The organism is Methanosarcina hadiensis, assembly GCF_046529725.1.
Lineage (GTDB): Archaea > Halobacteriota > Methanosarcinia > Methanosarcinales > Methanosarcinaceae > Methanosarcina > Methanosarcina hadiensis.
In genome coordinates, this window is the sequence record NZ_CP136241.1 from 3,048,148 (window position 1) to 3,073,694 (window position 25,547).

Below are 25,547 nucleotides of genomic sequence, written 5' to 3' on the forward strand. Positions count from 1 at the left end.
AATCGTAATCAAGTGGGTAGCTTATCAAATCTTGTCTGGTCAAACTTGAAAGCTGCCCTTCTGCTTTCCTTTTCGATGGTAGATGCCTTGAATCCAATCCTTCACTTTTGTAATATCACTTTGGGTTCTTACGATCTTATTTTTATTTATATTCTCTTTAAATCCTTTTTCCAAAGTAGACACTCTCAAATTAAGGACCGTAAAGTCATGTTTTAAGAAAAGATTTAAAGACCATCAACGAATAATCTATATTATTATTTTTACAATGTGTGAAATAGTGAAAGATTAGTCGGGGAAAACTATGAGGAATAAGGGAAAGTTGTTTTCATTATTTTTAGCTTCGGTACCTTTAATTGTACTATTTATTACTTTTGTTTCATCTGTGGCACTGGCGTCTACTCTTCAAAATGTCCATCTTGTTACAAATGAAACTCAGATCACCACTGATGGATCAAATCAGTATTATCCTTCAATCTATAGTGATAAGATAGTTTGGTTGGATGCTCGTAATAATGGATATGAAAATTACGATATTTATATGTATGATCTTTCTACATCTAAGGAAACTCAGGTAACCACTAACGGATTAGCAAAAACTCCTAAAATCTATAATGACAGGATAGTCTATATGGGTTATCGAGATGGAAACTACAGTGTCTGCATGTACAATATTACTACTTATAATGAGACTAGAATAACCACTAGTATATCAGAAAAGGCAAATCCTACTATATTTGGTGAGAGGGTTGTGTGGGAAGATGGGCGCGATGGAAATAAAAATATCTACATGTACGATCTGTCTAACAACACGGAAATTCGGATTACTACAAATTATTCAATCCAGCGAGAGCCTGCTATCTATGGCGATAGAATAGTATGGCTAGGATATATCAGTTCAAATTGGAACATTTACATGTATAATATTTCTACTCACAATGAGACTAGAATAACCACCAGTATATCAGAAAAGGCAAATCCTTCCATATACGGTGATAGGATTGTGTGGCAGGATAGGCGCAATGGTTACGAAAACTGGGATATTTACATGTACAATATAACCACTTCTATGGAAACACAGATCACTACCAATGAATCACATCAATACTCCCCTATTATCTACGGGGACAGAATAGTATGGGAGGATTGGCGAAACAATTGTCACGAGATCTACATGTACGATCTGTCTAACAACACGGAAATTCAGGTTACAACCGATGGATCAAGTCACTACAACCCTACTATCTATGGTGATAGGGTGGTATGGTCCGATGCTCGTAATGGCTATTCAAACTGTGATATTTACATGTGCAATCTCACAGATTCTGAGATTATAGTACCTATGGATAATCAGATTACTCTTGTAGAAACCCAAATAACTACTAACTTATCATGGCAAGGAGCACCGAGTACCTATGATGACAAGATAGTGTGGCAGGATATGCGTAATGGACCGGGAAACTGGGACATTTACATGTACGATCTCTCCGCTGATAAAGAAACCCAGATAACTACCAACGAGTCAAATCAGTACGAGCCCGTTATCTACGATGATAAAATTGTATGGCAGGATTCTCGCAATGGTAATTGGGACATATACATGTACAACCTATCCACTTCTAGAGAAACCCAGATTACAACCAATGAATCATATCAGTTGGCTCCTTCAATCTATGGTGGTACTATTGCATGGGCAGATTATCGTAATTCTGACCCTAATAACCTTGTCTCTGAAATTTATATATACAATCTTTCCACTTGCAAGGAAACTCGGATCACCAACGATAAATTTGAACAGGGTTTTCCTTTTATTTATGGTAATACGATAGTATGGCAAGAGTTTGGAAGTTACGGGAACACAGATATTTACATGTACAATCTTTCCACTAACAGGGAGACCAAAATTACAACCGATGGTTTAGATCACTCATCTCCTACTATCTATGGTGACAGGATAGTATGGAAAGGTTATAACAGTAATTATTGGCGCATATACATGTACAACATTTCCACGACCAAAAAAACCCTTCTTTGTACTATTAATTCAAGACAGGAATTCCCTGCTATTTATGGTGATATGGTTGTATGGGAAGATTGGCGCAATGAACATGGAGCGCCAGGAAACTTAGATATTTATATGTACAACATATCCTCTTGCACTGAGACTCGGATAACTACCAAGAATTCGGATCAGAAGAATCCTGCAATTTATGATAATAGGGTTGTATGGGAAGATTGGCGTAGTGGGAACCCGGATATCTTCATGTGTACTATCTCAACAGAAAAAGCAAAACCGAAATTACCAGTTACAGACTTCAGTACTAATGTAACCAACGGTTATGCTCCTCTTTCTGTGCAGTTTACAGACCTTTCGCAAAATGCAGTATCAAGAAGCTGGGACTTTGGTGATGGAGATTCTTCAATTGACCAAAATCCAGCTCACACTTATTCTAAATCAGGAGCCTATACTGTTAATTTGACAGCAAGTAATGTTAATGGCTCGGTATCAAAATTGGGCACGATAAATGTTCTACAACCTTCCCTATATGCATATATTACGAACATGGGCAGCAAAAATGTCTCTGTAATTGACACATCCACAAACCTTGTTATTGCTACTATAAATGTAGGACATTATCCATTGGGAGTTGTGGTCAACCCGGATGGAACAAAAGCATATGTAGCGAATATGGACGGAACTGTCTCTATAATTGATACATCCACAAACAATGTTATAGGAACGATGGAAGTAGGAAATTATCCTTATGGAATTGCAGTCTCCCCAGATGGAGCAAAGGTATATGTAGCGAACTATGGCAGCAATAATGTCAGTATAATTGACACAACAAATAACACTGTTATAGCCACCGTGCCTGTAGGAGCCACCCCCTTAGGAGTTGCAGTTAGCCCGGATGGAAAAAAAGTGTATATAGCAAACTACAGAAGCGATAATATTTCTGTAATTGACACTGCAACAAACGATATTACAGGCACAGTGAGTGTAGGGAACTTTCCTGTTGGAATTGCAGTGAATCCTGATGGAACAAAAGTATATGTGGCGAATATCAATCCATTCGGAAGTGAAATGAATTACGAACGAATGATTGGCACAGTTTCTGTAATTAATACAACAACAAATAATGTTACAGCGACGGTGAAGATAGGTGAATCTCCCTCCGGCATTGCTGTTAACCCAACTGGAACAAAGGTATATGTAGCGAACTATGGCAGCAATAATGTCAGTGTATTTAACACGTCTACAAATACCGTTACGGCCATAATTTCTGTGGGTGATCGTCCTTATGGAGTTGCAGTAAACTCTGACGGGACAAAAGTATATGTAGCTAATCAGGGCAGCAACAATGTCTCTATAATTGACACTGCTACAAACAAAGTTACAGACACGGTGAATGTAGGAAACAGTCCTATAGCCTTCGGGCAGTTCATAGGAGGAAAATCAGTCATTCCTGATCCAAGTCTCAGCATCAATGCTACGCAAGTAACACCTGAATTAACTGAAGCTGAAAATGGGAAAAGCATAAATTTCAGAAATGGAGAGATTTTTTACCTGATACTTACGGAAAACCCGGGAACACCATATTCTTTGCAACTCAAGCTAAGCAGCGGTCTTACTATCCTAAGTAAAAAGTCGATACCAATGAACCCTCCATTAAAGATCGAAACTCCAGGATATATTATGGGAATAGTTCATATATGGAAAATAAAAATCGACTCTGAAAACGACCAGGAGATAAAAGGAACGTACATACAACCTGTAACGAAAGAAATAGCAAGAACTTATACTGTTTACCTCAAAATAGGCGATGAAGGTGATGATGACACCGATAATGGCAGAAGCGGTGGCAGTAGTGGCGGCTCGCCTGAACCTGCAAGAAATGTTGAAGTAAAAGAACTTTGCCAAGCTTTTGTTGTAAATGGCACGCCTACGAAGTTTGATTTCACGAAAAATGCAACCTGTGTTGTGTATGTAGGCTTTGATTCAAAGAAGACGGTTGGCAAAACCACAATCATTGTCGAGCAATTGAAAAATAAATCCACGCTTGTCTCTAACCTGACTGAAGGAGATGTCTATAAGTACTTCAATGTATGGGCAGGAAACAGCGGATTTGCAAGCCCTGAGAATATAGAAAATCCAACTACTTGTTTTAAGATCGAAAAGTCTTGGCTGCAGAACAAAAGTATAGACCAAGATTCAATTACCCTGAACAGGTACACCAGCAAAACATGGGAACAGCTGCCAGTCAGTCTGTCAGGAGAAGATAGTAAGTACCTGTACTTTATAGCAGATGTTCCGGGATTTTCTTTCTTTGCAATAACAGGAAGGCCGTGTGCTTCTCTCGAAGAAGTTGTAACTGAAATACAGTCTGACAATTCAGATAACTCTGAAAATAAGAAAAATAAAGAATCGGATATTATTAATACGAAATCTGAAGAGGAAAGAAAAGCAGGTATGCCAGGTTTTGATATGGTTTATGGAGTAGCCGGTCTGCTTGGAGTATTTCTATATAGAAGAAGATGAAGAAGGCTAACCATAAAGTCATCAATCAAGTCTGGCTCAGTTAGGCAATATACCCACATGCCAGACTTGAAAACTATTTTTTCTACAAGGATTTGCCTGTGTTTTTCTTTTATTCTTTTTCACTAAGATGTTTCCTGAAGCTCAATGCAAATTTCTAATATATCTGAAACTGTAATATCCTCATGAAACTCCTGCAAATTAGCGCCACAATCATCTGCCTATCCCTAATCCTTACTACAGCCGGATGCACAGATTCGACAGAGACAACTCCGGAACAGTCAGCTCCTAAAACAACTTCTCAAAACGCCTTTACTCCATCAGGCCAGAACCTTACCGTACATTTCCTCGATGTTGGTCAAGGTGACTCCATTTTAATTGAATACAAAAATAAAAATATGCTAATAGATGCAGGAGAAAATGACCAGGGAGAAGTTGTCACAGATTACCTGAAGAACTAGGGAATCTCCACACTGGATTACGTAGTTGCAACCCATCCTCATAGTGATCATGTTGGAGGAATGGATGATATCTTTGACAACTTCCAGGTTGAACATTTCGTTGAGAGTGGAGATCCACATACATCTAAAACCTATGAGAATACGTTAATCTCCATAGCTCTAAAAAATATTCGTTTTGAAAGAGTTAAAACTGGTAAGACAATCGATTTTGATCCTGCCATTGATATTGAAGTCTTAAATCCCGAATCCATCTATTCAGATGACTCGAACGAAAACTCCGTAGTTCTCAATGTAACTTACGGAGAGATCTCATTCCTGTTCATGGGAGATGCAGGCCTTGAAACTGAAGAAAGAATAATGGAAGCAGGGCGTGATATAAATTCTGACATCCTGAAAGTTGGACATCACGCCGGCAGATCCGGTAGTGTAGAAGAGTTTATTTTATCTGTAAGTCCTGAGGTGAGCATTATTGAAGTGGGAGCAAGAAACGATTACGGATATCCTCACCCAGAGATCCTTAACAGACTGCAGAAGACTTCAAAGGTTTACAGGACTGACCTGGATGGCACAATTATCATTACAACAGACGGGTCAACTTTTACAGTTATGACAGAGAAATCCGGGACTACCTCCAGTGGAAATGGAACTTACAGTTCTGTAGCTTCAACAACTGGGACACCAGAATCCAATGAAAACAAAACCACAAGTCCTACCGAATCAAGTGTTTATGTGACCGATCTGAACCTTCAGGAGGAATGGATCCAGATATCAAATATCGGATATTTTCCTGTTTCCTTGGAGGGTTGGAAAATTGAGGATGAAGGCAATAAACATACCTACACATTTCCATCTTATACCTTGAATGCAGGGTTAACTGTAACTGTATTTACTGGAAAAGGTACAGACTCAGCCACTGAACTTTACTGGCAATTGGATGATCCTATATTGAATTATGATGGCACTGTATACCTCTATGATGACACTGGAAAATTGGTCTCAAAAAGAGCTTCAAAGTTAGTCTTGACAGAGTAAAAGAAGATACTGCAGTGCTGCTTGTAAGGGATGAAGAAAAAGTCAAAATTAACATCCCCCTCTTTTTGTTACCTGCTTGCAAGGAAGGAGATGTCCTGGGTATTACCATTGGCAAGGATGTTCAAAAGACAGGAGGATGCGAAGGAGAGAGTTTCGAGCTTACTTGAGAAGCTTAAGAGTAAGAATCGAGGCTGATCAAAGATATCACGAAGTATTTTGTCCTTTTACTTGCCTTAATTTAGGAATGACATAAATATAACTTCTAAATTTCAGGTTGGTAATTGTTCTATAATTTCATTTTCCCAAATAATCATCAAAGACAATGTCATTGGTTAGGAGTTTTCTTGTCTGTAAGCTATCGATTTTAGAGCAAAAATTAGTTCCAAGTTTCCAGCATAAAAACTAAAATCGATGCCCACGTACAACTTCACATCTATATATACTTTTGAGAAATATTCCAGAAACATAGCAATTTATCATGATATCTTCCTTGACCGGAAGCATGAATAAATTTAGGAACATTGAAATACTTATTTTTCAATACGCGAATACATGACAAATGATAGAACAAATATAGTCACTTTAATACTCATTTTATTTGGCGTTTATTTTATTATTTCAACTGCTTTGAGCTATGTTCATCCCAGTAATTCGGATGTATACTTAACTTTAGATACTGAAGATAGCACCTTTAAGATGAGCGTGTACTCTTTAGACATGGAAGGAACTTTCGATGAGACCAAAGAGAATTATAAATTAAAACCAATTTATAACTCTTATGAATATCCATTCTCACTTCCCATGTCAAAATCCGATAATATACATATCAATTTCTTCGGAAAATTTAAATTTGTGAATGAGCAAAGTTTAAAACATCCAGACGAACCCTTTGTAAGGGACCCTGATCACGAAATGAAATTTGTGCTTGATAAAGATTAATGGTTTAATAATCGGGCTTATTTATCCGATTTTTGGTATCTTTTTCAAATTGTATGGGTAAAAGTAAATTTTACATATTTACTGAGAGTTCAAGAATTTAATCAAGACTAAAAACAATCTCATATGACGTATTCAGCTTTAGATCTGTATGAGAAAAATTTTACACACTTTCAGGTTGAAAATTCTTCTTTAAATTTGAAAAGGATACGAGTCTTGTAGACATTCGATATAAATTTGTTCAATTTATCATAAACTCACTCAAAATTACTGGCAGATATTTACTGTCTTTATATCCTATTTTTTCCTATTTCTCAGCTTTCTCAGTTCATTAGATTATAAGGTCCTGTCTTCAGCTGGATTTATCTACCCCCACTTTTTTCCCCACCATCTTTTCCAATGAATAAGCTCATGGTATGTTCCAGCATCTCATAAGAGCTTATTTACACATATTATCCCTAGTTCATTTTTGAGGATATCCCATATATACGGTGCCGTCTGTGGAATCTTCATAAATACCAATTCGTTACTTTTTGGTAGGTAACGGTAGTTATTGGGATAAAAAATTTACTACCAATTTGATGAATATTGGTAGTAATTGGTAGTTACTAAGTGACTCAGATTTTTATTTTGAAACTGTATAAACAACAGCAAGATTTCCAAAAATTACATCGCGAATTATTTTGAAAGAGTCTCTGGCATTGGATTCGTTGAAGGCTTGAATAACTCACATTAACTCAAAGGTCAGTTGTAGCACCTTCTCGCAAGATTTGTATAGCCGAGGCCTGCGAATAAATCAAAAATAAAATGTATATGTAACAAGCCAAAGAAATTAAAATTCAGTAAAAAATATAGGATTTAGGCTTTGAATCTATGCTCTGATTTGGAGATGCTCTTACAGCAACAGTGCCCTGGTGGCTTACGGGTATAGCGCGTAATTGGTTTTCTATTAAGAGAAGATAATGTGTGCACTGATGCGCATCCTGATTCTATCATGAAAGGATACATTGATATTCAGTTTCTTTAAGCTCAATTGTTTTGCACAAAATATTCTTGCTGCAGGTGCAGCGATCATTATTGCCCATCCTCTTATTTATCTTCTTAATCTTTTTAGTTGTGACAATAACGATACGAATAGAATCTTTACATACTTATTCGATATGCCAGCTGCACTTACACATCAGTACCTGTTTACAAATGATGTTATTGGATCGTATCACGTCTTTACTTAAATCTTTGAACATTTAATTCGAGAGGTATAAATAGAAATTATTATAAAAATACTTTAAACAAACAACTTTTTTATAATAATGCACATACATTATTTCAGGGTTTTTAGCAAAATATTCACATCTGCTATTGATGCTATTGATGCTATTGGGGATATTGCATGAGAAATGTGCTTCTACCATTTCTATAAAAGAGCAGAATTGCACGGACATACTTATTCTATTTTAAAAAAGAGCTGGAAAGTTATGACTTCAAACCTTATGAACGAAGAAGAGCTGGAGATCCGGGTACAGGAACGGACTACTGAGCTGGAAAAAGCTAATCAGGAATTACGTGCCTGGATAATCAAGCATAAACGTAAGGAAGAAGAGTTGCTGCAATCCAAATTCAGATATCAAACTTTGTTCAACTCTATCGAAGAAGGTTTTTGCGTCATAGAGATGATCTTCGATGAAAACGGAAAACCGGTAGATTATCGCTTTCTAGAAACAAACTCGGCTTTTGAGAAGCAAACAGGGCTTATCGATGCACAGGGAAAGAGAATGCGAGAGCTTACCCCGGAGCACGAAGAATACTGGTATGAGATCTTCGGCCGGATTGCTTTGACCGGACAACCGGCTCGCTTTCAGTATCATGCCAAGCAGTTGAACCGCTGGTATGACGTATATGCCTTCCGTTTCGGAGAGCCGGAAAAAAAACATGTCGCCATCATTTTCAACGATATAACCGAACGCAAGAAGACCGAGGAGGTGCTACGCCTTTCGGAAGAAAAGTTCTCTATTGCTTTTGCCAACAATCCTGCGGCTATAACACTGACACGTCTCGAGGATGGACTATTTCTGGACGTTAATGACACATGGGTGTCATTAAATGGCTACAATCGGGATGAGGCAATTGGCCACTCCGCCAGGAAAATGAATATCTGGCCTACCGAGGAAGCAGTATCCCGCTTTGTTCAGGAGTTACGGAAAAAAGGCTCTTTGAGCGGATGGGAACAGGAATTCCATAAGAAGTCTGGAGAATCCTATGTAGCTCAGCTGTCAGCTCAGGTCCTGACCATCGGAGGAGAAAAAGTTATTCTTTCGACCCTGATAGACATTACAGAGCGTAAATTGGCTGATGAGGCTTTACGCGAGAATGAGACGCGCTTCCGCACGATGTTCGAGGCACATGGGGCACCCATGCTGCTCATTGAGCCCGACAGCGGGCAGATTATTGACGCCAACGATGCAGCGGCCAGGTTCTACGAGTACTCGCGCGAGCAGCTGCGGGCGATGCGCATCGACAGGATAAACCAGTTGCCGCCCGAGGAAGTCGCCGCCGAGCGCCAAAAGGCTGTGGAGCACGGCAAGAACGTATTCATTTTCCGGCACCGTCTAGCCAGCGGCAGTCTCCGCTGGGTGGAAGTGTATTCCTCACCGGTGACAATCCAGGGCAAGCCCATTCTTTTCTCGGTTATCCACGACATTACAGAGCGCAAGTGGGCTGAGGAGGCACTGAAAGAAGCACATGATTCTTTAGAAGAAAAAATCAGGGAACGTACAGCAGAACTTGAAAAAGCGTATAACTTATTGAAAGAGAGTGAAATAAGTCTTGCTGAAGCCCAACATATGGCACATCTTGGAAACTGGGACTGGAACATTATAACCAATGAAATGTACTGGTCTGATGAAATTTACCGGATCTTCGGTCTCACTCCACAGGAGTTTGGAGCAACTTATTATGGATTTCTTGACTATGTCCATCCGGAAGATAGGTACTATGTGAATAGTGCTGTTAAAGAAGCCCTGGACGGAAAAACCTATAGTATCGATTACCGGATTATCATGGCCAGTGGAGAGGAGCGTACCGTACACGAGCAGGCCGAGGTTATTTTTGACAAAAAGAATAACCCTGTTCGAATGAAAGGGACTGTTCAGGATATCACAGAACGCAAACAGGTTGAAGATGAGCTTAAAAGAACAGGTGAAGAATTGAGAAAGCGGAATCAGGAAATAATAAGTGAGCGTCAGCGCCTTTACAATGTGCTGGAGACGCTGCCTGTAGCTATAGTTCTGTTAAAGCCTGACCATCATATTACCTTTGCCAACCGTGTCTTCCGTGATAAGTTTGGAAACCTCGACAGCCGAAAATGTTATGATTTTTGTTTCGGACTTACCAGGCCATGTGAGTTCTGTGAAGCATTTAAAGTACTTGAAACCGAAAAGCCTCACCACTGGGAGGCCACTATGCCTGACGGAAGAGTGCTGGACGTATATGACCTTCCTTTCAGGGATGTTGATGGTTCACTCAAGGTTCTTGAGATGGACATTGATATTACCGAGAGAAAAAAAGCAGAAGAATCCCTGGCAAAAATGGAACAGGTGCGCATAAAAGAAATTCACCACAGGATTAAGAACAATTTACAGGTTATTTCATCCCTGCTTGACCTTCAATCCGAAGCGCTATCTCATCATGAAGTTTGTAAGATTTCTGATGTTGTAGAGGCTTTTGCAGAAAGCCAGAACAGGGTAATTTCTATGGCCCTCATCCATGAAGAGTTATACAAAGGGGATAAAATCGACACCCTTGACTTTGCAGCTTACCTCCGGAAGCTAACTGAAGACCTTTTCAGTTCATATAAACCAGGAAATAAGGATGTCAGTTTCAGTCTTGACCTTGAACAGGTCGACCTTGGCATGGATATAGCAATACCTCTTGGAATCATTGTAAACGAACTGGTCTCAAACTCTTTCAAGCATGCTTTCCCTGACGAAATTGAAGGCAAAATTCAAATAAATCTTCTCAAAATTAAGAACTCTAGCTCTGTAAGTGATATTGCAGGTTCGGATGGAGATTATATAGAAAAGGGTGTTTTTGATTACATACTTAAGGTATCCGATAACGGAAAAGGAATCCCGAAAGAAATCAATTTTAAGAACACAAACTCTCTCGGACTCCAGCTTGTGGGCATCCTCGTTGAACAGATAGATGGATGTATTAAGGTTAAAAGTGATCATGGAACAGAATTCACTATATGGTTTAACAATCTGGAAATATAAGCAACCTTTCTTTATTTCCTTCCGTATGAAGAGACATTTGAACTATCCGTGATCTATTCTAATTTTTTTAAATATTAATAAGTAGATAATTTTATAAACCTTACTGAATAAAGATTAGAGCCTCCAGCAAAAAAGAGTTTGTTCAGGTGAGGTCGGGATTGGTAATTAGACCTGTTTGCTTGAGATACAGAAAAGTGAGCTGCTGGCTGTCGGGGAAGATTCTGAATGAAAGGGAAACTGAGTAAACCTGATACCGGAAAAAAGCGAGTAGAAGAGATACCAGGCCAGAGTAATCAGTGTTTCATGCTTAAACTGGAAACCAGCGTCTCAGACCCTGGAAAAACAGCTAATCTGGGGCTTTCCGACATCATTAATGTCCAGGCTATCAAGCCTTTAATGGAAGATTTCTATAAACTTACTCACATTCCTATAGGGATAAATGACCTCAATGGCAATGTTCTGGTGAGTGTTGGGTGGCAGGACATATGTATCAGATTCCATAGAGCCCATCCCGAGGCCTGCAAGCATTGTATAGAGAGTGACGTAGAGCTATCCTCGGGTGTCACACCTGGAGAATTTAAGCTGTACAGGTGCAAAAACAATATGTGGGACATTGTGACTCCCATAATGATAAGTGGCAAGCATGTCGGCTATGTTTTTGGAGGACAGTTTTTTTTTGAGGATGAGCCTGTAGATTATGAGCTTTTCCTATCTCATGCCAGAAAATACGGCTTCAACGAAGAGGAATACATAGCTGCGCTTAAAAAAGTGCCGAGGCTGAGTAGAGAGGCTGTGAACACAGGTATGGGCTTTTTCATGACATTTGCCAGCATGCTCTCACAGCTAAGTTACAGCAATATAAAATTAGCCCAATCGCTGGAAGAAAGAGATGCAGTTGTAAATGCATTGCGAGAGAGCGAGAAACGTGAACGGATTCGTTCGGAGGAACTGAAGGCAGTACTGGATGCTGTACCTGTTGCTGTGTTTATAGCACATGACCCCCAGGTGCTTCAGATAACCGGTAACCGCCTTTCCTGTGAATGGCTACGTGTTCCTTCAGGTACAAACTTTTCCAAATCTGCCCCTGAGGGAGAAAGGCCCGGGATGTTTGAGTTATTCAAGAACGGAGTAAAAATCCCACCTGAAAAAATGCCGTCCCAGATGGCGGCTGCAGGTATGGAGATAAATGACTGCGAGCTGGATATTTTATTTGCTGACGGCGAAATTCGACATGTACTGGGTAATGCCAGGCCCTTGCATGACGAGCAGGGTAATTTAAGAGGATCGGTCTCTGCATTTATTGATATCACAGAACGTAACAGGGCAGAAGAAGTCCTTAAAAAAGAGCATAACAATTTAGAGAAAATAGTTGGAGAACGCACAGTAGAGCTTGAAAAGGCTTATAATTCATTAAAAGAAAGTGAAAAACGTCTTGCTGAAGCTCAAAGAATGGCTCACATTGGAAGTTATGACTGGAACATAAAAACTGATGAGGAATACTGGTCTGACGAAATTTATCGTATTTTTGGGCTTGATAACGAATTTGAGCTAAATCACAATATTTTTCTAAAATATATACATCCAGAAGATTTAGATCGCGTTAGTCATGCAATCAATGAAGCATTAAGAGGAAAGCCGTATAACATTGATTATAGAATAATCTTACCTGATGGAAAAGAGCGTGTAGTTTATTCTCAAGGTGGAGTTATTTTTGACGAAGAGAATACACCAATCAGGATGAGAGGAGTAATTCAGGATATTACTGAGCATAAAAAGGCAGAAGAAAATCTGACACGAATTGAGGTTGCTCGTAAAAAGGAAATCCACCATAGAATAAAAAATAATCTACAGGTAATATCTTCTCTTTTGGACCTTCAGGCTGAAAAGTTCAATAACAGAGAATATGTGAAGGATTCGGAAATTATTGAAGCCTTCAGGGAAAGCCAGGACAGAGTGACATCAATTGCCCTGATTCACGAGGAACTGCATGAAGGAAGAGGAGACGATGCGCTTAACTTTTCACAATATTTGCAGAGACTTCTTCAAAATCTGTTTCAGGCATACAGGTTTGGAAATACTGAGATTTGCCTAAAACTGGATGTTGAAGAGAATATTTTCTTTGGTATGGATACTGCGGTTCCTTTAGGAATGATTATTAATGAACTTGTTTCCAATTCCCTTAAATACGCATTCCTGGACAGAGAAACCGGGGAAATCCGGATTAAACTTTTCAGTGAAGAGGAAAAAAACGAAACCGGCAATAAAGATGTTAAAGATGTACTTTCTGAGAGAAGCCCCAGGTATACACTTATCGTCTCGGATAATGGAACTGGCATTCCCGAAAACATTGACCTGGAAAACTCGGATACTCTTGGTCTGCAGCTGGTAAACATTCTGGTAGATCAGTTAGACGGCACTGTTGAATTGAAAAGAGATCATGGAACGGAATTTATTATAAATTTAGAAATACATGATAGTTAAAACTCCAAATCCAGCCTGAGACTTTTTTTCTTTTTTAATATTCAATTATACAAATTTCATAGATGACTGTTTTTTAGAATGCATTACGAGAATTCCTGCCTAAAATGTTAATCCTGAATCTTTTTCCGCTTTCTTCTGTTAAGTAGCCAGCTTACGGAGAGAAAAACGATAGTTGCAAGAGCTGCATAAGCTGCTATAAGTAAAAAAGAACCGTATTTGCCAGCAAAAAGAGGGTGTGTATTATTTATCTGCTCGTTGCTCGGATACATAATATCCTGCCTGTCAGTGCTATGGTCCAGTCCCAGGGCATGTCCCAGTTCATGCTTTGAAATTGCGAGCATTGCAGAATCACTATATGGTACCCATCTCATCCACTGATAGCTTCCAACTCCAAGAATTATGTCCACTCTTACAAACCGTTCGTCAGCAATGTAAGGAATTGCAGCGCCTGCGACTCCTTCAGGAGCACCCTGATCTTCCTGCAGGCTTTCTACCCATCTTATCCTGATATCAGCGTTTTCGGAATCTACAAGCTTAAAAACAGGGATGTACTTTAACTTTCCATTCCCACCTGCTTCCCAGTAATCCAGGGCTTTATGTACCTGTGCAGAATAGGCAGGACTATAATGAGGAGGTACATTTTTGTCATCTATATACACGGTAATAGGTGAATGGTCCCAGGGGTAGTCTAGAATTCTGGGATAATCTGACTCAGAGGCTGTCGAAACTATGGGTAAAGTAACTACCATCAGCGAAAGTAAAAAAAGCAATTTTATTCCGGAGCTATAGTTTGGGATAATACAAATCTGCCTCCTTATTATCAGCTAATAATTTCTAAAAATTTAACTAAAAAGAATTAATCTCTCGCATAAAATCGTCCCTGGAAATGCATTTAATTAGATTGGATTTATGCCTTTTTAGTTCTTTAGATATGACATTCTGATTTTTCGGATCTAACCAGCAGAGTTGAGTTTTCAGCTAATAAAAAAAATGAACTTTAACGTTAGAAAATAAAAATAAATTAAAAAAGTTCAATCATTGACACTTATTTCAAAGTTAAACCAGGTTTGTCAGTCAAATAAAATCTATTTCTCATTCAAATAAAATCTATTTATCAGTCAAATAAAATCTATTTCTATTTGTTACGCTATTATAATTTCAGATCTGAGAAATTCTTACCCCCAATTTATTAAGTCCAACTTTAGATGTAGCCTGTCCTGGTTTTGTCCACATACATTCTTTCGATGCTTTACATATTCGAATCTAAATTTATTACAATATATTACAATATAACGTATTATATAATAAATATTTATATAGTGTGCCTTACCAAAGATTAAGCATGGGAACATTAGAAACTTCAAATGAAACAATGAATAATGTGAAAATTCCATTTTCTTTTAATACAATACCGGATAAGGCATTAGCCTGGTTCTCGGAAAACCTGGAAACGCTCCTGTTTATTAGTTTAATAACCATAGCAACTGTTCTTGTCGCAAGGACAGTAAATAATTTTTTAATAAGGTATTATAAAAGAGCGAGCTCCAGACTGCATATTGACCTTACGACTTTCCGTATGTTCAGGCATCTGGTGGTTGCAGCAGTCTATTTTATAGGCATTGTTGTAATAATATTCCATATTCCCAGCCTGCGCAGCCTCTCAGTTGCTCTGTTGTCCGGTGCAGGGCTTGCAGGTATAATCATCGGTTTTGCGTCCCAGAACACTCTGAGCAACATTATTGCAGGCATCGCCCTTGCTATATTTCAACCATTCAGGGTTGGAGACCGGCTGACTGTAATGAACGAATATGGAAAAGTCACTGACCTTAACCTCAGGCATACAGTTATTTTAACTTCGGACAACAGGCGCCTTATTATTCCCAACTCGGTAATCAGCAGCGAAGCGATACATAACTGGACTATAGAAGACCCTGCAGTTATATGGCCAATAGATATCGGGATCAGCTACGACTCTGATATCAGTCTGGCAAAGAAAATTATGGTTGAAGAAGCAAGAAAGCACCCCAAAATTATGCCTCCCCATACCCAGGAGTACTGTGTTTTAAAGCCCGGGATACTGAAGTCCGATATCCTTGCAAATCAATTGAATCCATCAATCATTCACACCATAGACCCTGATTTCAGGGAAAGAGGGAAGGTCAAAATATATTTAACAGAGTTTGAAGATTCTGCCATAAACCTCCGCATGCATGTCTGGTTTAAGGATAGAAGTGATGCATACAGTGCTGCATGCGAAATTAGAGAAGCAATCAAAGTGCGTTTTGATAATGAAGGTGTTGAAATGCCATATCCTTACAGAACTATCGTATTCAAGAAAGATAGCGATAAGGGAAAGGGTTCAATAAAAGCAGCCTCATTAGAAGAAATTAATATTGAGTACGCTCCAATTAGCAGGTTAAATGTTAATGAAGATAAAATAAAGGATAAAACAGACCATTAAACAGAAGACAGGTATTATCATAATATTATAATGGGAAACGGAAAAGATGAGTAAAAAAGATTAAAAAGAATTGCAAACAGAACTGAAAATCAGTTCTGTTTTTTCGATATTTAATGGTTATTTATTCTTATCCCTGATTTTTGCTTAAAGATTAAAAAATCGAGGTTCAAGAAAGGAAATAAAGTTTGTAGACAAATATTCTCTTTCAGTCCTCTTCTTCTGCCTCAGGGTTCATAAACTCTTCAAAGCATGTAAGACAAATACACCTGTCGTCGGAGGATATCTCCTTAAAGTCTACCTTTGGACCACCGGGTTTTATGGTTCCCAGCCTCAATACATAGAAGTGCTCACTGAATTCTATTGGCTGCCCGCATCTCGAACATAAGAAGGGCGGATTCTCAACCGAGTCAGTTGCACACTCTATACATATTAGATCAGACTTATCCCCGTGAACATCCTTGAATTTAATTGGTTTCATATCCTGGCTGGTATCGACGACCAGCACATCTTCTAACAATTCCCGACCACAGATATTGCAAAATTCCTTTATTTTGCCGCCTCCCTTCATTATGTATCTATTCCAGAGTTTATGCAAAGTAAAGTACCGGGCCTGTAAAAGGTTCAATATCCCCGTTTTTCACTCAATTTATTCTCCTTTCAGGCTCATATATCATTTATATCGTGTAAGATATTTAAAAATATTGTTATTTTAGTATGTTGTCACTTGATTCAGAATTTTCACTTTAGAGTTTTTCTTTTTTCTGTAAAGATTTTTCTTAGAACTGTATTAGTCCTGGAGTTGAAAATTCCTGCAGGATATCAGACATTTGAAATCACTTAATGAATATATGGGAAAGCTGTTTCAACTTACGATTTCTGTGACTTTACTGCACAATAATTTGGGGGGGAGGGAGCATATGAAATATACCTGGTAAGGATAAATACCTGGTAAGGATAAGTTCGCGAGCATATAGAATATACCTGGCAAGAATAAGGCCACAAGCCCAGATCTGCCCTGAGCTCTTTCTCCGTTCTCTCCTCATTCATCTTTAGAGCCTACTTTTAATAAAATAATTGAAATCAGGCACCTGAACTCAGAAATAAAATTATATTTATATTGAAATTCACAATAAAAGTAAAATAAGCTGGTTAAATAAAATCTGATTTTTATCCGATCCCGGTTTTAGAATTCCAGATCTATCGATTTTACTTTGCATTCATATCTTCCACTAACATAATTGGCGGTTGTGCATGCTTTTGACAAAATAATCCAAGTGTTTTCATTTCTTCTGAAATTTGTTATGATAGCTTTATTTATAATTAAAAATCATTATATATCTGGTGATCTTTGTATGTGTCAATCCGAAGTCTATGTAGCGGCAGATCTATACCTCGGATACAATAATATTATCAGGCGCAACAATCGCCCGTTTATGGATGTTGAAGAAATGAATAAATTGTTGCTCAAGAACTGGAACGATACCATTTGCTCGGATGATATTGTTTATTTCATGGGCGACATATCTTATGGAGGAAATGCAAAAGAACTAGATTACTGGTTGAAGCGTCTGTCAGGAAACATTGTATTTATAAAAGGAGACGATTATTTCTCCGAAGAGATTGAATTCCTGCTTGATTATGTGACCGTAGATATTGGTAACAGGCACTTCTGTCTTGTACATAACCCTGCAGATGCACCGGAAGATTTCGATGGCTGGATAATTCATGCACACAATTATAGCCACGACCTTCAAAAACACCCCTTTATAGACCGCGAAAGGAGGACAATAAATATCTCACTTGAGGCCACAGAATATCGCCCAATATCATTTACTGAGATAGAAGGAATTGTCTCCTGGGCTGAGTCGATTTATTCTGCACCGGACTACCTGGCTACTTATGAAGTTCCTGAAGATATTCTGGATTAAGTAATAATTATGATTAAGAGGATTCCGGAGATTAAAAGCGCCTGCAACAGGAATCCATTGTCTATTTTTATTAATTTTCAATGATTTTTTTGTTAATTGTTCCGGCGATTTTTTACTAATTTTTTTAATTTCTTTTGTTAATCTTTTAATTTCTTTTATCAATTTTTTAATTTCTTTTACCAATCTTTTGACGATTCTTCCAGGCCCATCGAGCCTGTATGGCAGAATCTGTTACCTCAAAATCCAGAAATAACATCGAATTGATTATTATTTACTGCTCCAGATTGGTTAATTCTTTTTAGGTCTGGATTATTCCTGATAATGTATAAGGTTTTGTTATTTTTGAAAGAGAATGAGGAACTCAAAAAGTTAATAACTGACTTCATCGGTTGTGGGTACGGAGAAACGCATGGATAACTGTCCTGGTAACCAGAGAAAATGCCCTGTTAGTCAATGCCATATAAACTATGTTCCAGAATTGAATGTCAATACCCGGTGCATTTAAAGAAAAATGGTAAGCAAATAGTTACTCTGGAATAAGTTATCCGATAGAAAATGTAATAGAATTGATAGGAGAGCCTGCAAAACAAGGGGGAATGAAAATAACAGATAACAAAAGCACAATTTTGATCTATTATCACGATGACAACGACGGATGCTGTGCAGCCGCAGTCGCTGGAAATTATTATGATCGGAATGAATTTGCTATAAAATTTGTTCCTATTAATTACGGAAAAGAGCAGTGGAGTGAGGAAGAAATTGGGGCAGCCGAAAAAGTATGGCTTCTTGATTTTGCAAGTGATAGAATGGACGAATTCGTAAAGGTTTGCGGATCCAAACTGATCTGGATAGATCACCATAAAACCGCTATGGAGAAATTCCCGGACCTCTGGAATTCGAGCCATATTCCCGGGATAAGGTCCACTGAAAATGCAGCCTGTGTACTCACATGGGAACATACACATCCTGAATACGTCCCCCCTCCTGCAGCTGTTGCCTATATAGGTGATAAAGATATATGGAAATTTGAATACGGTGAGACCAGAGCTTTTAACGCAGGCTTTAGCCTGATGGTGAAAACTCCTGATGACCCGGTATGGGACGTGCTCCTCAGTTCCGGTTTAGAGTACGAGGATACCGTAAACAAAATGATATCTATTGGTGAATTGCTCCTTGAATCTCAAAGTTACAAAATTCAAAAATCATTCGAACGCGGGGTAGACTGCACTTTTCACAACCTGAGAGCCAGGCTTGTAAACACAACGGGGAGTGTTTCCGAACTTGGAGAATTCATATACAAGAAGCCTGAGTATGATATTGCCGTTATGTGGCAGGCTGTTGAGGATACGGTAGTGTTCAGCCTGAGGTCCGATTCAGGAAATCCTGACTCGCCTGATTGCGCCGAAATAGCTAAGCAATATGGCGGCGGAGGGCACAGGAACGCAGCTGGATTCCAGAAAAAGAATATGGATTTTCCGCACCTGCTTTTTGGGGAATAAAAGTGAAAAAGTTAATATATTTGATTTTTACCAGCCTTATTTCAATCCTCAATAAGCATACTGAGATTATTTCCCATAACTTAATAAAAAAATTCTCAAGAATTCTAAGTTTAGTAGAGACTGACTGTGTGAATAGATTTAGAGGTCCTTGAAAGAAAATATAGTGGGATATGGAGCAGGAATTGTAATTGTAGTGAAAGAGAAGAAAATAGAATGCAGTCTACATTACTTTCTTTTCAGAATATTATATCAATTTAGTAAACACCATACAATCATCGTTCCCAGAATACTATCAAAATAATGTTAGTTCAATAAGATAACTATTTATAGGGAGTTGATGTACTTATTATCAAGATACAATCAAAAAACGACTTTATAGTGGGGGAAAAAAAATATGAGGATAAGAGTTGTTAGTTCGAGGGAAGAGATCTTTACACTTAATCCGAATGAGCGTCTTGTTCACCTGGCTTTCAGGCCTTCAAATAAGGACATTTTTTCCCTGGTTGAAACATGTCCAAAGGTTGAGGTAATTCAATTGCCTAAATCTTACATGGCTACGGTCTCAAAGTCCATAGAAATGTTCCTTCAGATGCAGAGAGTTCAGCTCCTTGAAGGAGATGTCTGGGGACACAGGAAAGACATTAACGAGTACTATGCGGTCCCGTCTTCGGTGGTTGAAAAAATAAAAGTAATGAAAGCAGAAGGTAAACCCGCTGACGAAATCGAGAAAAAGGTTTCAAGGGAAAGCAAACTGAACCCTGCAATGGTAGGCTATATCCTGAATAAAGAAACAGTCGTATGAATCAAGTAACGATAATAAGCTGGTAGGTGTTCAATGGAGATTAGATAGACAGAAATGGGTTGATCTGTCGGCATCTAATCTCCAGTCTAAATAATTTCAACTCAAACTTCAAAGCTTTCAATTTTTTACTTCTTTTTTATTAACCAACTGCTACAACATATTTCAGGTCATTTATTTTTGAAAATTCTGAGAAAGCAGCAAAAGCTGACTCTCTGGCATAGCAACGTTTATTTTGACTCAAAGCCGATTAATCGTATATGGCGGATATTGCGGGGAGAAAAGATTTACGAGAGGCTGATCTAGAAGGTGCTGATCTTCGAGGAACTAATTTTCAAGGAGCCAACCTTGAGAAGACTAACCTTATAAAATCTAACCTTAGCGAAGCGAATCTTAAAGGAGCTAACCTTAAAGGGGCAGATCTTTTTGAAGCCAACCTTAAGGAAGCTCACCTTGAGGAAACTCATCTCATATGGGCTGACTTGAGATGGGCCAACCTTGAAGATGCTTATCTCGAAAAGGCTCATCTTGAAGGAGCTAAACTTGAAGGCGCCAATCTTAAAAGAGCTGACCTTAAAGAAGCTAACCTTGAGGGAGCTAATCTTATAAAAGCTAATTTAAAAGATTCAAATCTTGAAAAAACTAACCTTAAAGGAGCAAATCTTGAAGGAGCCAACCTTGAAGGAGTAAATCTTAAAGCTGCTTTCCTTGAAGAGGTTTATGCTTAACACCTGACAGGCTCTCCAAAGTGAAAACACTTTATGACACGAAACTGGATGAAGAGCTTTTCAGGCAATTAAAAAAAAGTTTCCTGCCCTTTTTGAGAAATCAGAGTAAGATAAATAAAATAATCCAGTTAGACATTTGATGCTGGTTATAACCCGAGAATTGCACCGAAGTTTTTTCTTTTTCATTTTTCTATTGATTACTCAGGTTCAGGTCTTACTTTCTCATGGAAGAGCTCATACTATGGAGGTTAATATTTATGATCCAGATAATAAAACAGCTGAAACATTAACTTTCAGTTACTGATACTTCCTTAAATAAAGAAAGATCATCATGGGAACGCCTCGTAAAATCAATAAAATCAAAATAGCCTATTTTTCAGGGACAGGAGGTACAGCCCTGGTCGCCGATACTCTTGGGAAGGAATTGGCAGGGCGCGGGATATCTGTTATAAAATCAGAGATCAGGACAGGAAATACTCATTCTGAGGATAAAGAAGATCTTCTAATACTGTTATTTGCCGTACACGCATTCAATGCCCCGGAGATTGTATATAAGTGGATCACCAGCCTCCCTGAAGGCTGCAGGACTGTCCCCGCTGCTGTGATATCTGTTTCCGGAGGCGGAGAAGTGACTCCAAATACAGCCTGCCGTATTAGCTCCATTCGCAAGCTGGAAAAAAAGAATTATACGGTTGTTTATGAAAAGATGATGGTAATGCCTTCAAACTGGGTTGTAAAGACCGATGACGGGCTTGCCATCAGACTGCTTGAGATCCTGCCCTCCAAGGTTGAGCGTATTGCTGGTGACCTGCTGGCAGGAGTTGTGAGAAGGACGAGACCGAAACTCATAGACCGCATATTCTCAAAGGCAGGAGAAATGGAGAAAAAAGGATCAAAGTTTTTTGGACGGAATATCAGGGTAGACGATAACTGTAACAGCTGCGGCTGGTGTGCAAAGAGCTGCCCGGCAGACAATATAAAAATGTTAAATAATATACCGGTATTTGGCAAGGATTGTTTCCTCTGTTTGAGGTGCATTTACGGATGCCCAAATAATGCACTCGCGGCAGGAATATTCAAATTTATTATCCTGAAGGACGGATACAACCTGAAAGATATTGAAAAAAGGATGAAAGGCACTTATCAGGAACCGATAGAGAATCTGGCAAAAGGATATTTATGGAAAGGGGTGAAGGAATATCTGCTTGAGCACTGAATTCCAGACCCAGACGGATAACCATCATTAACAGGAGGGTGAGGTTTTCAGGCCAAATCTTCAGTTCACAAATGCTATCTTATGAATGCACGGCACTTGCCTGAGAAAATAAGTATGGACTATGTTTATTTATGCTTGCATTAAAACTTTTAATATTACGAAGCAATTTAAAATCAAACAATTTTTGATACAATTAATTTAAAATAATTTATTTTATTATTATAGGTTGGAGTTGGGAAGAAAGGGGTATAATCTACCACATAAGGAATTGCCTGGAAGCCATTATCCTTCTTCAAATCGATTTGCTTGGGGGAGCATAATAAGATTTAAGACTGCATTGGGGGATGCAGTACGGATTCAGTGCTTCCGGGCTTCTTCTTACGGTGCGCCTCGTCTTACGGTTCTTAAGCTTTTTTCAGACCATTTTAAGTTTTTTTCAAACCTTTTTTGACTTTAATTTAGTTTTGATTAAGAAATCTTATATAAAGAATAACCAGGTCCTGGTAAAGCGATTTAAAGAATAAAAAATAGAATTTCAGGGTATAAGAAAACATAATCTCAGGGTATGCCTAAAAATTGCAAACTAGAAATTATAGCAATAAAACAACTGCACAGAATGTTTTTAAAAAAATAACCCCTTATACTAAAAATGGGGGAAAAAAATGCCATATAAAAGCAATTCTGAACTGCCAGACACTGTTAAGGAAAATCTTCCTGAGCACGGCCAGGATATTTATAGAGAAGCTTTCAATAGCGCCTGGGAAGAATATAAAGACCCTTCAAAAAGAAAAGGAGATGCTTCAAGGGAAGAAACCTCACATAAAATTGCGTGGAGTGCTGTTAAAAAAAAGTATGAGAAGGACTCTAAAGGAAATTGGGTAGAGAAGGATTGAAAGAGTAGAGAAGGACTGAAATCATGATTTTCAGCACCTTCTGATGTCTATTTTTGGATTTTAATTTGTTTTTGTGAATCTGATTTTTATATTGGTTTTTATACTGGTTTTTATACTGGTTTTTCGGGTTGATTTACTTTTAAAAAGGTAAGAAACTTGCGTTCTACCATCTTTTTACCTTACTGTCTTCAGTATTTAAGAATCATACACTGCGGTCGTACTCTACTTTGTCCACTTCGGAGATACTGTTAATTGCATTAATGTTCTGTACCGCAAGCGTGCCGGTAATTACCACGTCCGGACCTTCCTGAACATTTTTTATCTTAAACCCGCTTCCTTCCAGTTCAATTGCCACTTTTTCAAGAATCGCATCCTCTTCCAGAAGTACCCTGACGTTAACACGTTCCTCAGGTCCCAGCTCAAGTTTGTCTTTGACTATTGATGTCAGCTCTGCAGAAAGTTTCGATGAAGTCAAATTTATCCCCCATATTCGTTTTAATCGCTCTCACATAAATATCTGGCTATTCTTCTCCTGCTGTACCGGAAGACCTGCTATTAAGGGAAAAGTGAGCTTATAATTGAGGAGAGTAAAGTGGCTGAAAAATACAGTTTTTGCTATATTAATTAACAGATATATTCCCAAAATAGAAAACCGAATCTTTCAAATAAATGTATATTATACAAGGTATATCCCCGGAGAATCTAGCTTATAAATGCATACCCCCAAATAATACGGATTTTATACTAAGGCATATCTCCGAATAATCTAACTAGTTTTATACTAAGGGAGGTATTTATTTAAATACATGGATAAAGACCTCCGGAAAGAATAGGATACAAATGAGGTGAGCAGATACAGGTGCCGCTAGCAGAAAAAGTCAGGATAAGGCCTTATGAGATAATACTCTGGTTAGCGCTGGCAGGTCTTCTCTATATAATTAGCCGGAGTAATTACCTCCTTTTCCATACTCTGGCAGAGTTATTCAGTATATACGTAGCATATGTCGTTTTCCTCATAGTATCGAAATCAAAAAATCGGCTGGAGAACAGGTACCTTATATTTATAGGAATTGCGTATTTTTTCGTTGCGAGCCTGGATCTTATTCATACATTTGCATACAAAGGGATGGGCATTTTTCCTCAATTTGATGCAAACCTTCCCACTCAGCTCTGGATTGCAGCCAGATACATGGAAAGCATATCCCTGTTTATAGCTCCGCTGTTATTAAAGGATTATAACGAAGGAAACATAAAAGGAGATAAGGCAACAGGAGAGAAAAAAAGGTTTTTCTGGCAAGTTTTTTTCATATATTCAGGGATAACGGCTGTCTGCATCATTTGGCTCTGTAGAAATCCTCTAAGTTTTATTTTTTCCCAAAAATATATAAAATAAAATATTAAAATTGCTCCTTATCTTTTGTCCCCACAAAAAACGAGGAGCAATTCCTATTGTCATCAAATAAATATATTAATTTTATTGATCTCAGTCTTAAAACGGTTCAGTCTTCCAGACTGAACCTTTACTCCTGTAAATATTCCAAACGTATTTATACTCAACATCAGCTTCTTGTTCTTGTTTTACTGAAGGAGTATATAAGTACAGACTATCGAGATTTTGTAGAGCTTATTGACCTCATGAGCAGTATAAAGGAAAAACTTGACCTTGATAAGATTCCACATTACACTACTCTTCAAAAGTTTATGTCCAGAATCCCTTCGTCATTATTTAACATAATTTTGTCAAAAACTTTAAAGCTATTTTATTCACATGGAGAAAATGCTTCCATTACAGCAATTGATGCAACTGGGTTTACGAGTTCTTATGCAAGTTATTATTATTCTCGAAGAACAGGGAAGCTCCGTAGGAGCTTCCTTAAAACTTCAATAGCAGTAGATACTGATAGAAAAGTAATTTTAGGATGGAAAATAAGTCAAAAAACGGATCATGATACCAAGCATGCAAAAGCTCTGATAAGACAATCAAATAGAACAAAAAAATCTGAATGTTATGTCCTTGATAAGGGGTATGATTCTGAAAAAATTCATACTTTAATTAGAGAAGAAATAAAAGCAGACTCAATTATACCTTTAAGAGTAAGAAAAAGGAAAAAAATCAAAGGAAAATATAGAAAACAGCTACATTTTACCTTTGATAAAACAAAATACAATAAACGGAACATAGCAGAAACAACATTCTCTGTTGTCAAAAGAAAGTTCCGAGAAGTACTCAGGGCAAGAAAGTTCTATAATCAAGTTAAAGAAATAAAAATTAAACTGATAGTGTATAACATAAACAAAAAAGTGGTAG

The 25,547-nt window shown here is 38.1% G+C and carries 18 protein-coding genes and 1 pseudogene; 16 read left to right on the forward strand and 3 right to left on the reverse strand.

Annotation, left to right across the window (positions count from 1 at the left end):
• Nucleotides 1–301: 301 nt before the first annotated feature.
• From RSJ42_RS13060 to RSJ42_RS13090, 7 genes are all read left to right on the forward strand, one after another.
• Entirely contained in the window at nucleotides 302–4,537 is a 4,236-nt protein-coding gene (locus RSJ42_RS13060) for a PGF-pre-PGF domain-containing protein (protein WP_410507714.1), read from the forward strand.
• 182 nt (nucleotides 4,538–4,719) lie between these two features.
• Entirely contained in the window at nucleotides 4,720–4,995 is a 276-nt protein-coding gene (locus RSJ42_RS13065; protein ID WP_410507715.1) for a hypothetical protein, read from the forward strand.
• A gap of 60 nt (nucleotides 4,996–5,055) precedes the next feature.
• A complete protein-coding gene (locus tag RSJ42_RS13070; RefSeq protein WP_410507716.1) occupies nucleotides 5,056–6,027 on the forward strand; it encodes a lamin tail domain-containing protein in 972 nt (323 codons plus the stop codon).
• Between the two features lie 14 nt (nucleotides 6,028–6,041).
• A complete protein-coding gene (locus tag RSJ42_RS13075; RefSeq protein WP_410507717.1) occupies nucleotides 6,042–6,194 on the forward strand; it encodes a hypothetical protein in 153 nt (50 codons plus the stop codon).
• A 385-nt stretch (nucleotides 6,195–6,579) separates the two neighbouring features.
• Nucleotides 6,580–6,966 (forward strand): hypothetical protein, encoded by a 387-nt coding sequence (locus RSJ42_RS13080; RefSeq protein WP_410507718.1) that lies wholly within the window; start codon nucleotides 6,580–6,582, stop codon nucleotides 6,964–6,966.
• A 1,472-nt stretch (nucleotides 6,967–8,438) separates the two neighbouring features.
• Complete coding sequence (locus RSJ42_RS13085; protein ID WP_410507719.1) at nucleotides 8,439–11,234, forward strand: PAS domain S-box protein; 2,796 nt, start codon at nucleotides 8,439–8,441, stop codon at nucleotides 11,232–11,234.
• Between the two features lie 225 nt (nucleotides 11,235–11,459).
• Entirely contained in the window at nucleotides 11,460–13,715 is a 2,256-nt protein-coding gene (locus RSJ42_RS13090) for a PocR ligand-binding domain-containing protein (RefSeq protein ID WP_410507720.1), read from the forward strand.
• A 107-nt stretch (nucleotides 13,716–13,822) separates the two neighbouring features.
• Here the strand turns inward: RSJ42_RS13090 and RSJ42_RS13095 are convergent, their stop codons facing one another.
• Nucleotides 13,823–14,464: a matrixin family metalloprotease gene (locus RSJ42_RS13095; RefSeq protein WP_410507721.1), complete on the reverse strand. Its 642-nt coding sequence runs from the start codon at nucleotides 14,462–14,464 to the stop codon at nucleotides 13,823–13,825.
• Between the two features lie 623 nt (nucleotides 14,465–15,087).
• On the opposite strand from RSJ42_RS13095, the gene RSJ42_RS13100 reads away from it, so the two are divergent.
• Nucleotides 15,088–16,176, forward strand: coding sequence for a mechanosensitive ion channel family protein (locus RSJ42_RS13100; protein WP_410510371.1), 1,089 nt, complete (start codon nucleotides 15,088–15,090; stop codon nucleotides 16,174–16,176).
• 205 nt (nucleotides 16,177–16,381) lie between these two features.
• Here RSJ42_RS13100 and RSJ42_RS13105 read toward each other — a convergent pair whose 3' ends face one another.
• Nucleotides 16,382–16,771: a hypothetical protein gene (locus RSJ42_RS13105; protein ID WP_410507722.1), complete on the reverse strand. Its 390-nt coding sequence runs from the start codon at nucleotides 16,769–16,771 to the stop codon at nucleotides 16,382–16,384.
• Nucleotides 16,772–17,528: 757 nt separating this feature from the next.
• Between RSJ42_RS13105 and RSJ42_RS13110 the strand changes: the two genes are divergently transcribed.
• The 6 genes from RSJ42_RS13110 to RSJ42_RS13135 all read left to right on the forward strand — a co-directional run bounded on the left by RSJ42_RS13110 (nucleotide 17,529) and on the right by RSJ42_RS13135 (nucleotide 23,239).
• The gene (locus RSJ42_RS13110) at nucleotides 17,529–18,104 is read left to right on the forward strand and encodes a phosphohydrolase (protein WP_410507723.1); all 576 of its coding nucleotides are present in this window, start codon (nucleotides 17,529–17,531) and stop codon (nucleotides 18,102–18,104) included.
• A gap of 596 nt (nucleotides 18,105–18,700) precedes the next feature.
• Nucleotides 18,701–19,603: a DHH family phosphoesterase gene (locus tag RSJ42_RS13115; protein WP_410507724.1), complete on the forward strand. Its 903-nt coding sequence runs from the start codon at nucleotides 18,701–18,703 to the stop codon at nucleotides 19,601–19,603.
• 394 nt (nucleotides 19,604–19,997) lie between these two features.
• On the forward strand, nucleotides 19,998–20,405 hold the full coding sequence (locus tag RSJ42_RS13120; protein WP_410507725.1) for a DUF1699 family protein: 408 nt from the start codon (nucleotides 19,998–20,000) through the stop codon (nucleotides 20,403–20,405).
• Between the two features lie 257 nt (nucleotides 20,406–20,662).
• Complete coding sequence (locus RSJ42_RS13125) at nucleotides 20,663–21,130, forward strand: pentapeptide repeat-containing protein (RefSeq protein ID WP_410507726.1); 468 nt, start codon at nucleotides 20,663–20,665, stop codon at nucleotides 21,128–21,130.
• Nucleotides 21,131–21,461: 331 nt separating this feature from the next.
• The gene (locus tag RSJ42_RS13130) at nucleotides 21,462–22,346 is read left to right on the forward strand and encodes an EFR1 family ferrodoxin (RefSeq protein WP_410507727.1); all 885 of its coding nucleotides are present in this window, start codon (nucleotides 21,462–21,464) and stop codon (nucleotides 22,344–22,346) included.
• A gap of 662 nt (nucleotides 22,347–23,008) precedes the next feature.
• Nucleotides 23,009–23,239 carry a ChaB family protein gene (locus RSJ42_RS13135; RefSeq protein WP_410507728.1) on the forward strand — a complete coding sequence of 77 codons (231 nt, stop codon included), beginning with the start codon at nucleotides 23,009–23,011 and terminating at the stop codon, nucleotides 23,237–23,239.
• A 202-nt stretch (nucleotides 23,240–23,441) separates the two neighbouring features.
• On the opposite strand, the gene RSJ42_RS13140 is transcribed toward RSJ42_RS13135, so the two are convergent.
• Nucleotides 23,442–23,714, reverse strand: coding sequence for a hypothetical protein (locus RSJ42_RS13140; RefSeq protein ID WP_410507729.1), 273 nt, complete (start codon nucleotides 23,712–23,714; stop codon nucleotides 23,442–23,444).
• A gap of 384 nt (nucleotides 23,715–24,098) precedes the next feature.
• On the opposite strand from RSJ42_RS13140, the gene RSJ42_RS13145 reads away from it, so the two are divergent.
• Nucleotides 24,099–24,632: an MASE3 domain-containing protein gene (locus RSJ42_RS13145; protein ID WP_410507730.1), complete on the forward strand. Its 534-nt coding sequence runs from the start codon at nucleotides 24,099–24,101 to the stop codon at nucleotides 24,630–24,632.
• A gap of 56 nt (nucleotides 24,633–24,688) precedes the next feature.
• Nucleotides 24,689–25,543 (forward strand): annotated as a pseudogene (locus tag RSJ42_RS13150) (IS5 family transposase); the annotation flags it as partial.
• Between the last annotated feature and the right edge of the window lie 4 nt (nucleotides 25,544–25,547).

Bases quoted from the DNA above. Each gene is read 5' to 3' on its own strand.
- RSJ42_RS13100 (WP_410510371.1), top strand. From the start codon at position 15,088: ATGAATAATGTGAAAATTCCATTTTCTTTTAATACAATACCGGATAAG.
- RSJ42_RS13120 (WP_410507725.1), top strand. From the start codon at position 19,998: ATGAGGATAAGAGTTGTTAGTTCGAGGGAAGAGATCTTTACACTTAAT.
- RSJ42_RS13060 (WP_410507714.1), top strand. From the start codon at position 302: ATGAGGAATAAGGGAAAGTTGTTTTCATTATTTTTAGCTTCGGTACCT.
- RSJ42_RS13085 (WP_410507719.1), top strand. From the start codon at position 8,439: ATGACTTCAAACCTTATGAACGAAGAAGAGCTGGAGATCCGGGTACAG.
- RSJ42_RS13065 (WP_410507715.1), top strand. From the start codon at position 4,720: ATGAAACTCCTGCAAATTAGCGCCACAATCATCTGCCTATCCCTAATC.
- RSJ42_RS13090 (WP_410507720.1), top strand. From the start codon at position 11,460: ATGAAAGGGAAACTGAGTAAACCTGATACCGGAAAAAAGCGAGTAGAA.
- RSJ42_RS13095 (WP_410507721.1), bottom strand. From the start codon at position 14,464: ATGGTAGTTACTTTACCCATAGTTTCGACAGCCTCTGAGTCAGATTAT.
- RSJ42_RS13135 (WP_410507728.1), top strand. From the start codon at position 23,009: ATGCCATATAAAAGCAATTCTGAACTGCCAGACACTGTTAAGGAAAAT.
- RSJ42_RS13115 (WP_410507724.1), top strand. From the start codon at position 18,701: ATGAAAATAACAGATAACAAAAGCACAATTTTGATCTATTATCACGAT.
- RSJ42_RS13110 (WP_410507723.1), top strand. From the start codon at position 17,529: ATGTGTCAATCCGAAGTCTATGTAGCGGCAGATCTATACCTCGGATAC.
- RSJ42_RS13125 (WP_410507726.1), top strand. From the start codon at position 20,663: ATGGCGGATATTGCGGGGAGAAAAGATTTACGAGAGGCTGATCTAGAA.
- RSJ42_RS13080 (WP_410507718.1), top strand. From the start codon at position 6,580: ATGACAAATGATAGAACAAATATAGTCACTTTAATACTCATTTTATTT.
- RSJ42_RS13070 (WP_410507716.1), top strand. From the start codon at position 5,056: ATGGATGATATCTTTGACAACTTCCAGGTTGAACATTTCGTTGAGAGT.
- RSJ42_RS13130 (WP_410507727.1), top strand. From the start codon at position 21,462: ATGGGAACGCCTCGTAAAATCAATAAAATCAAAATAGCCTATTTTTCA.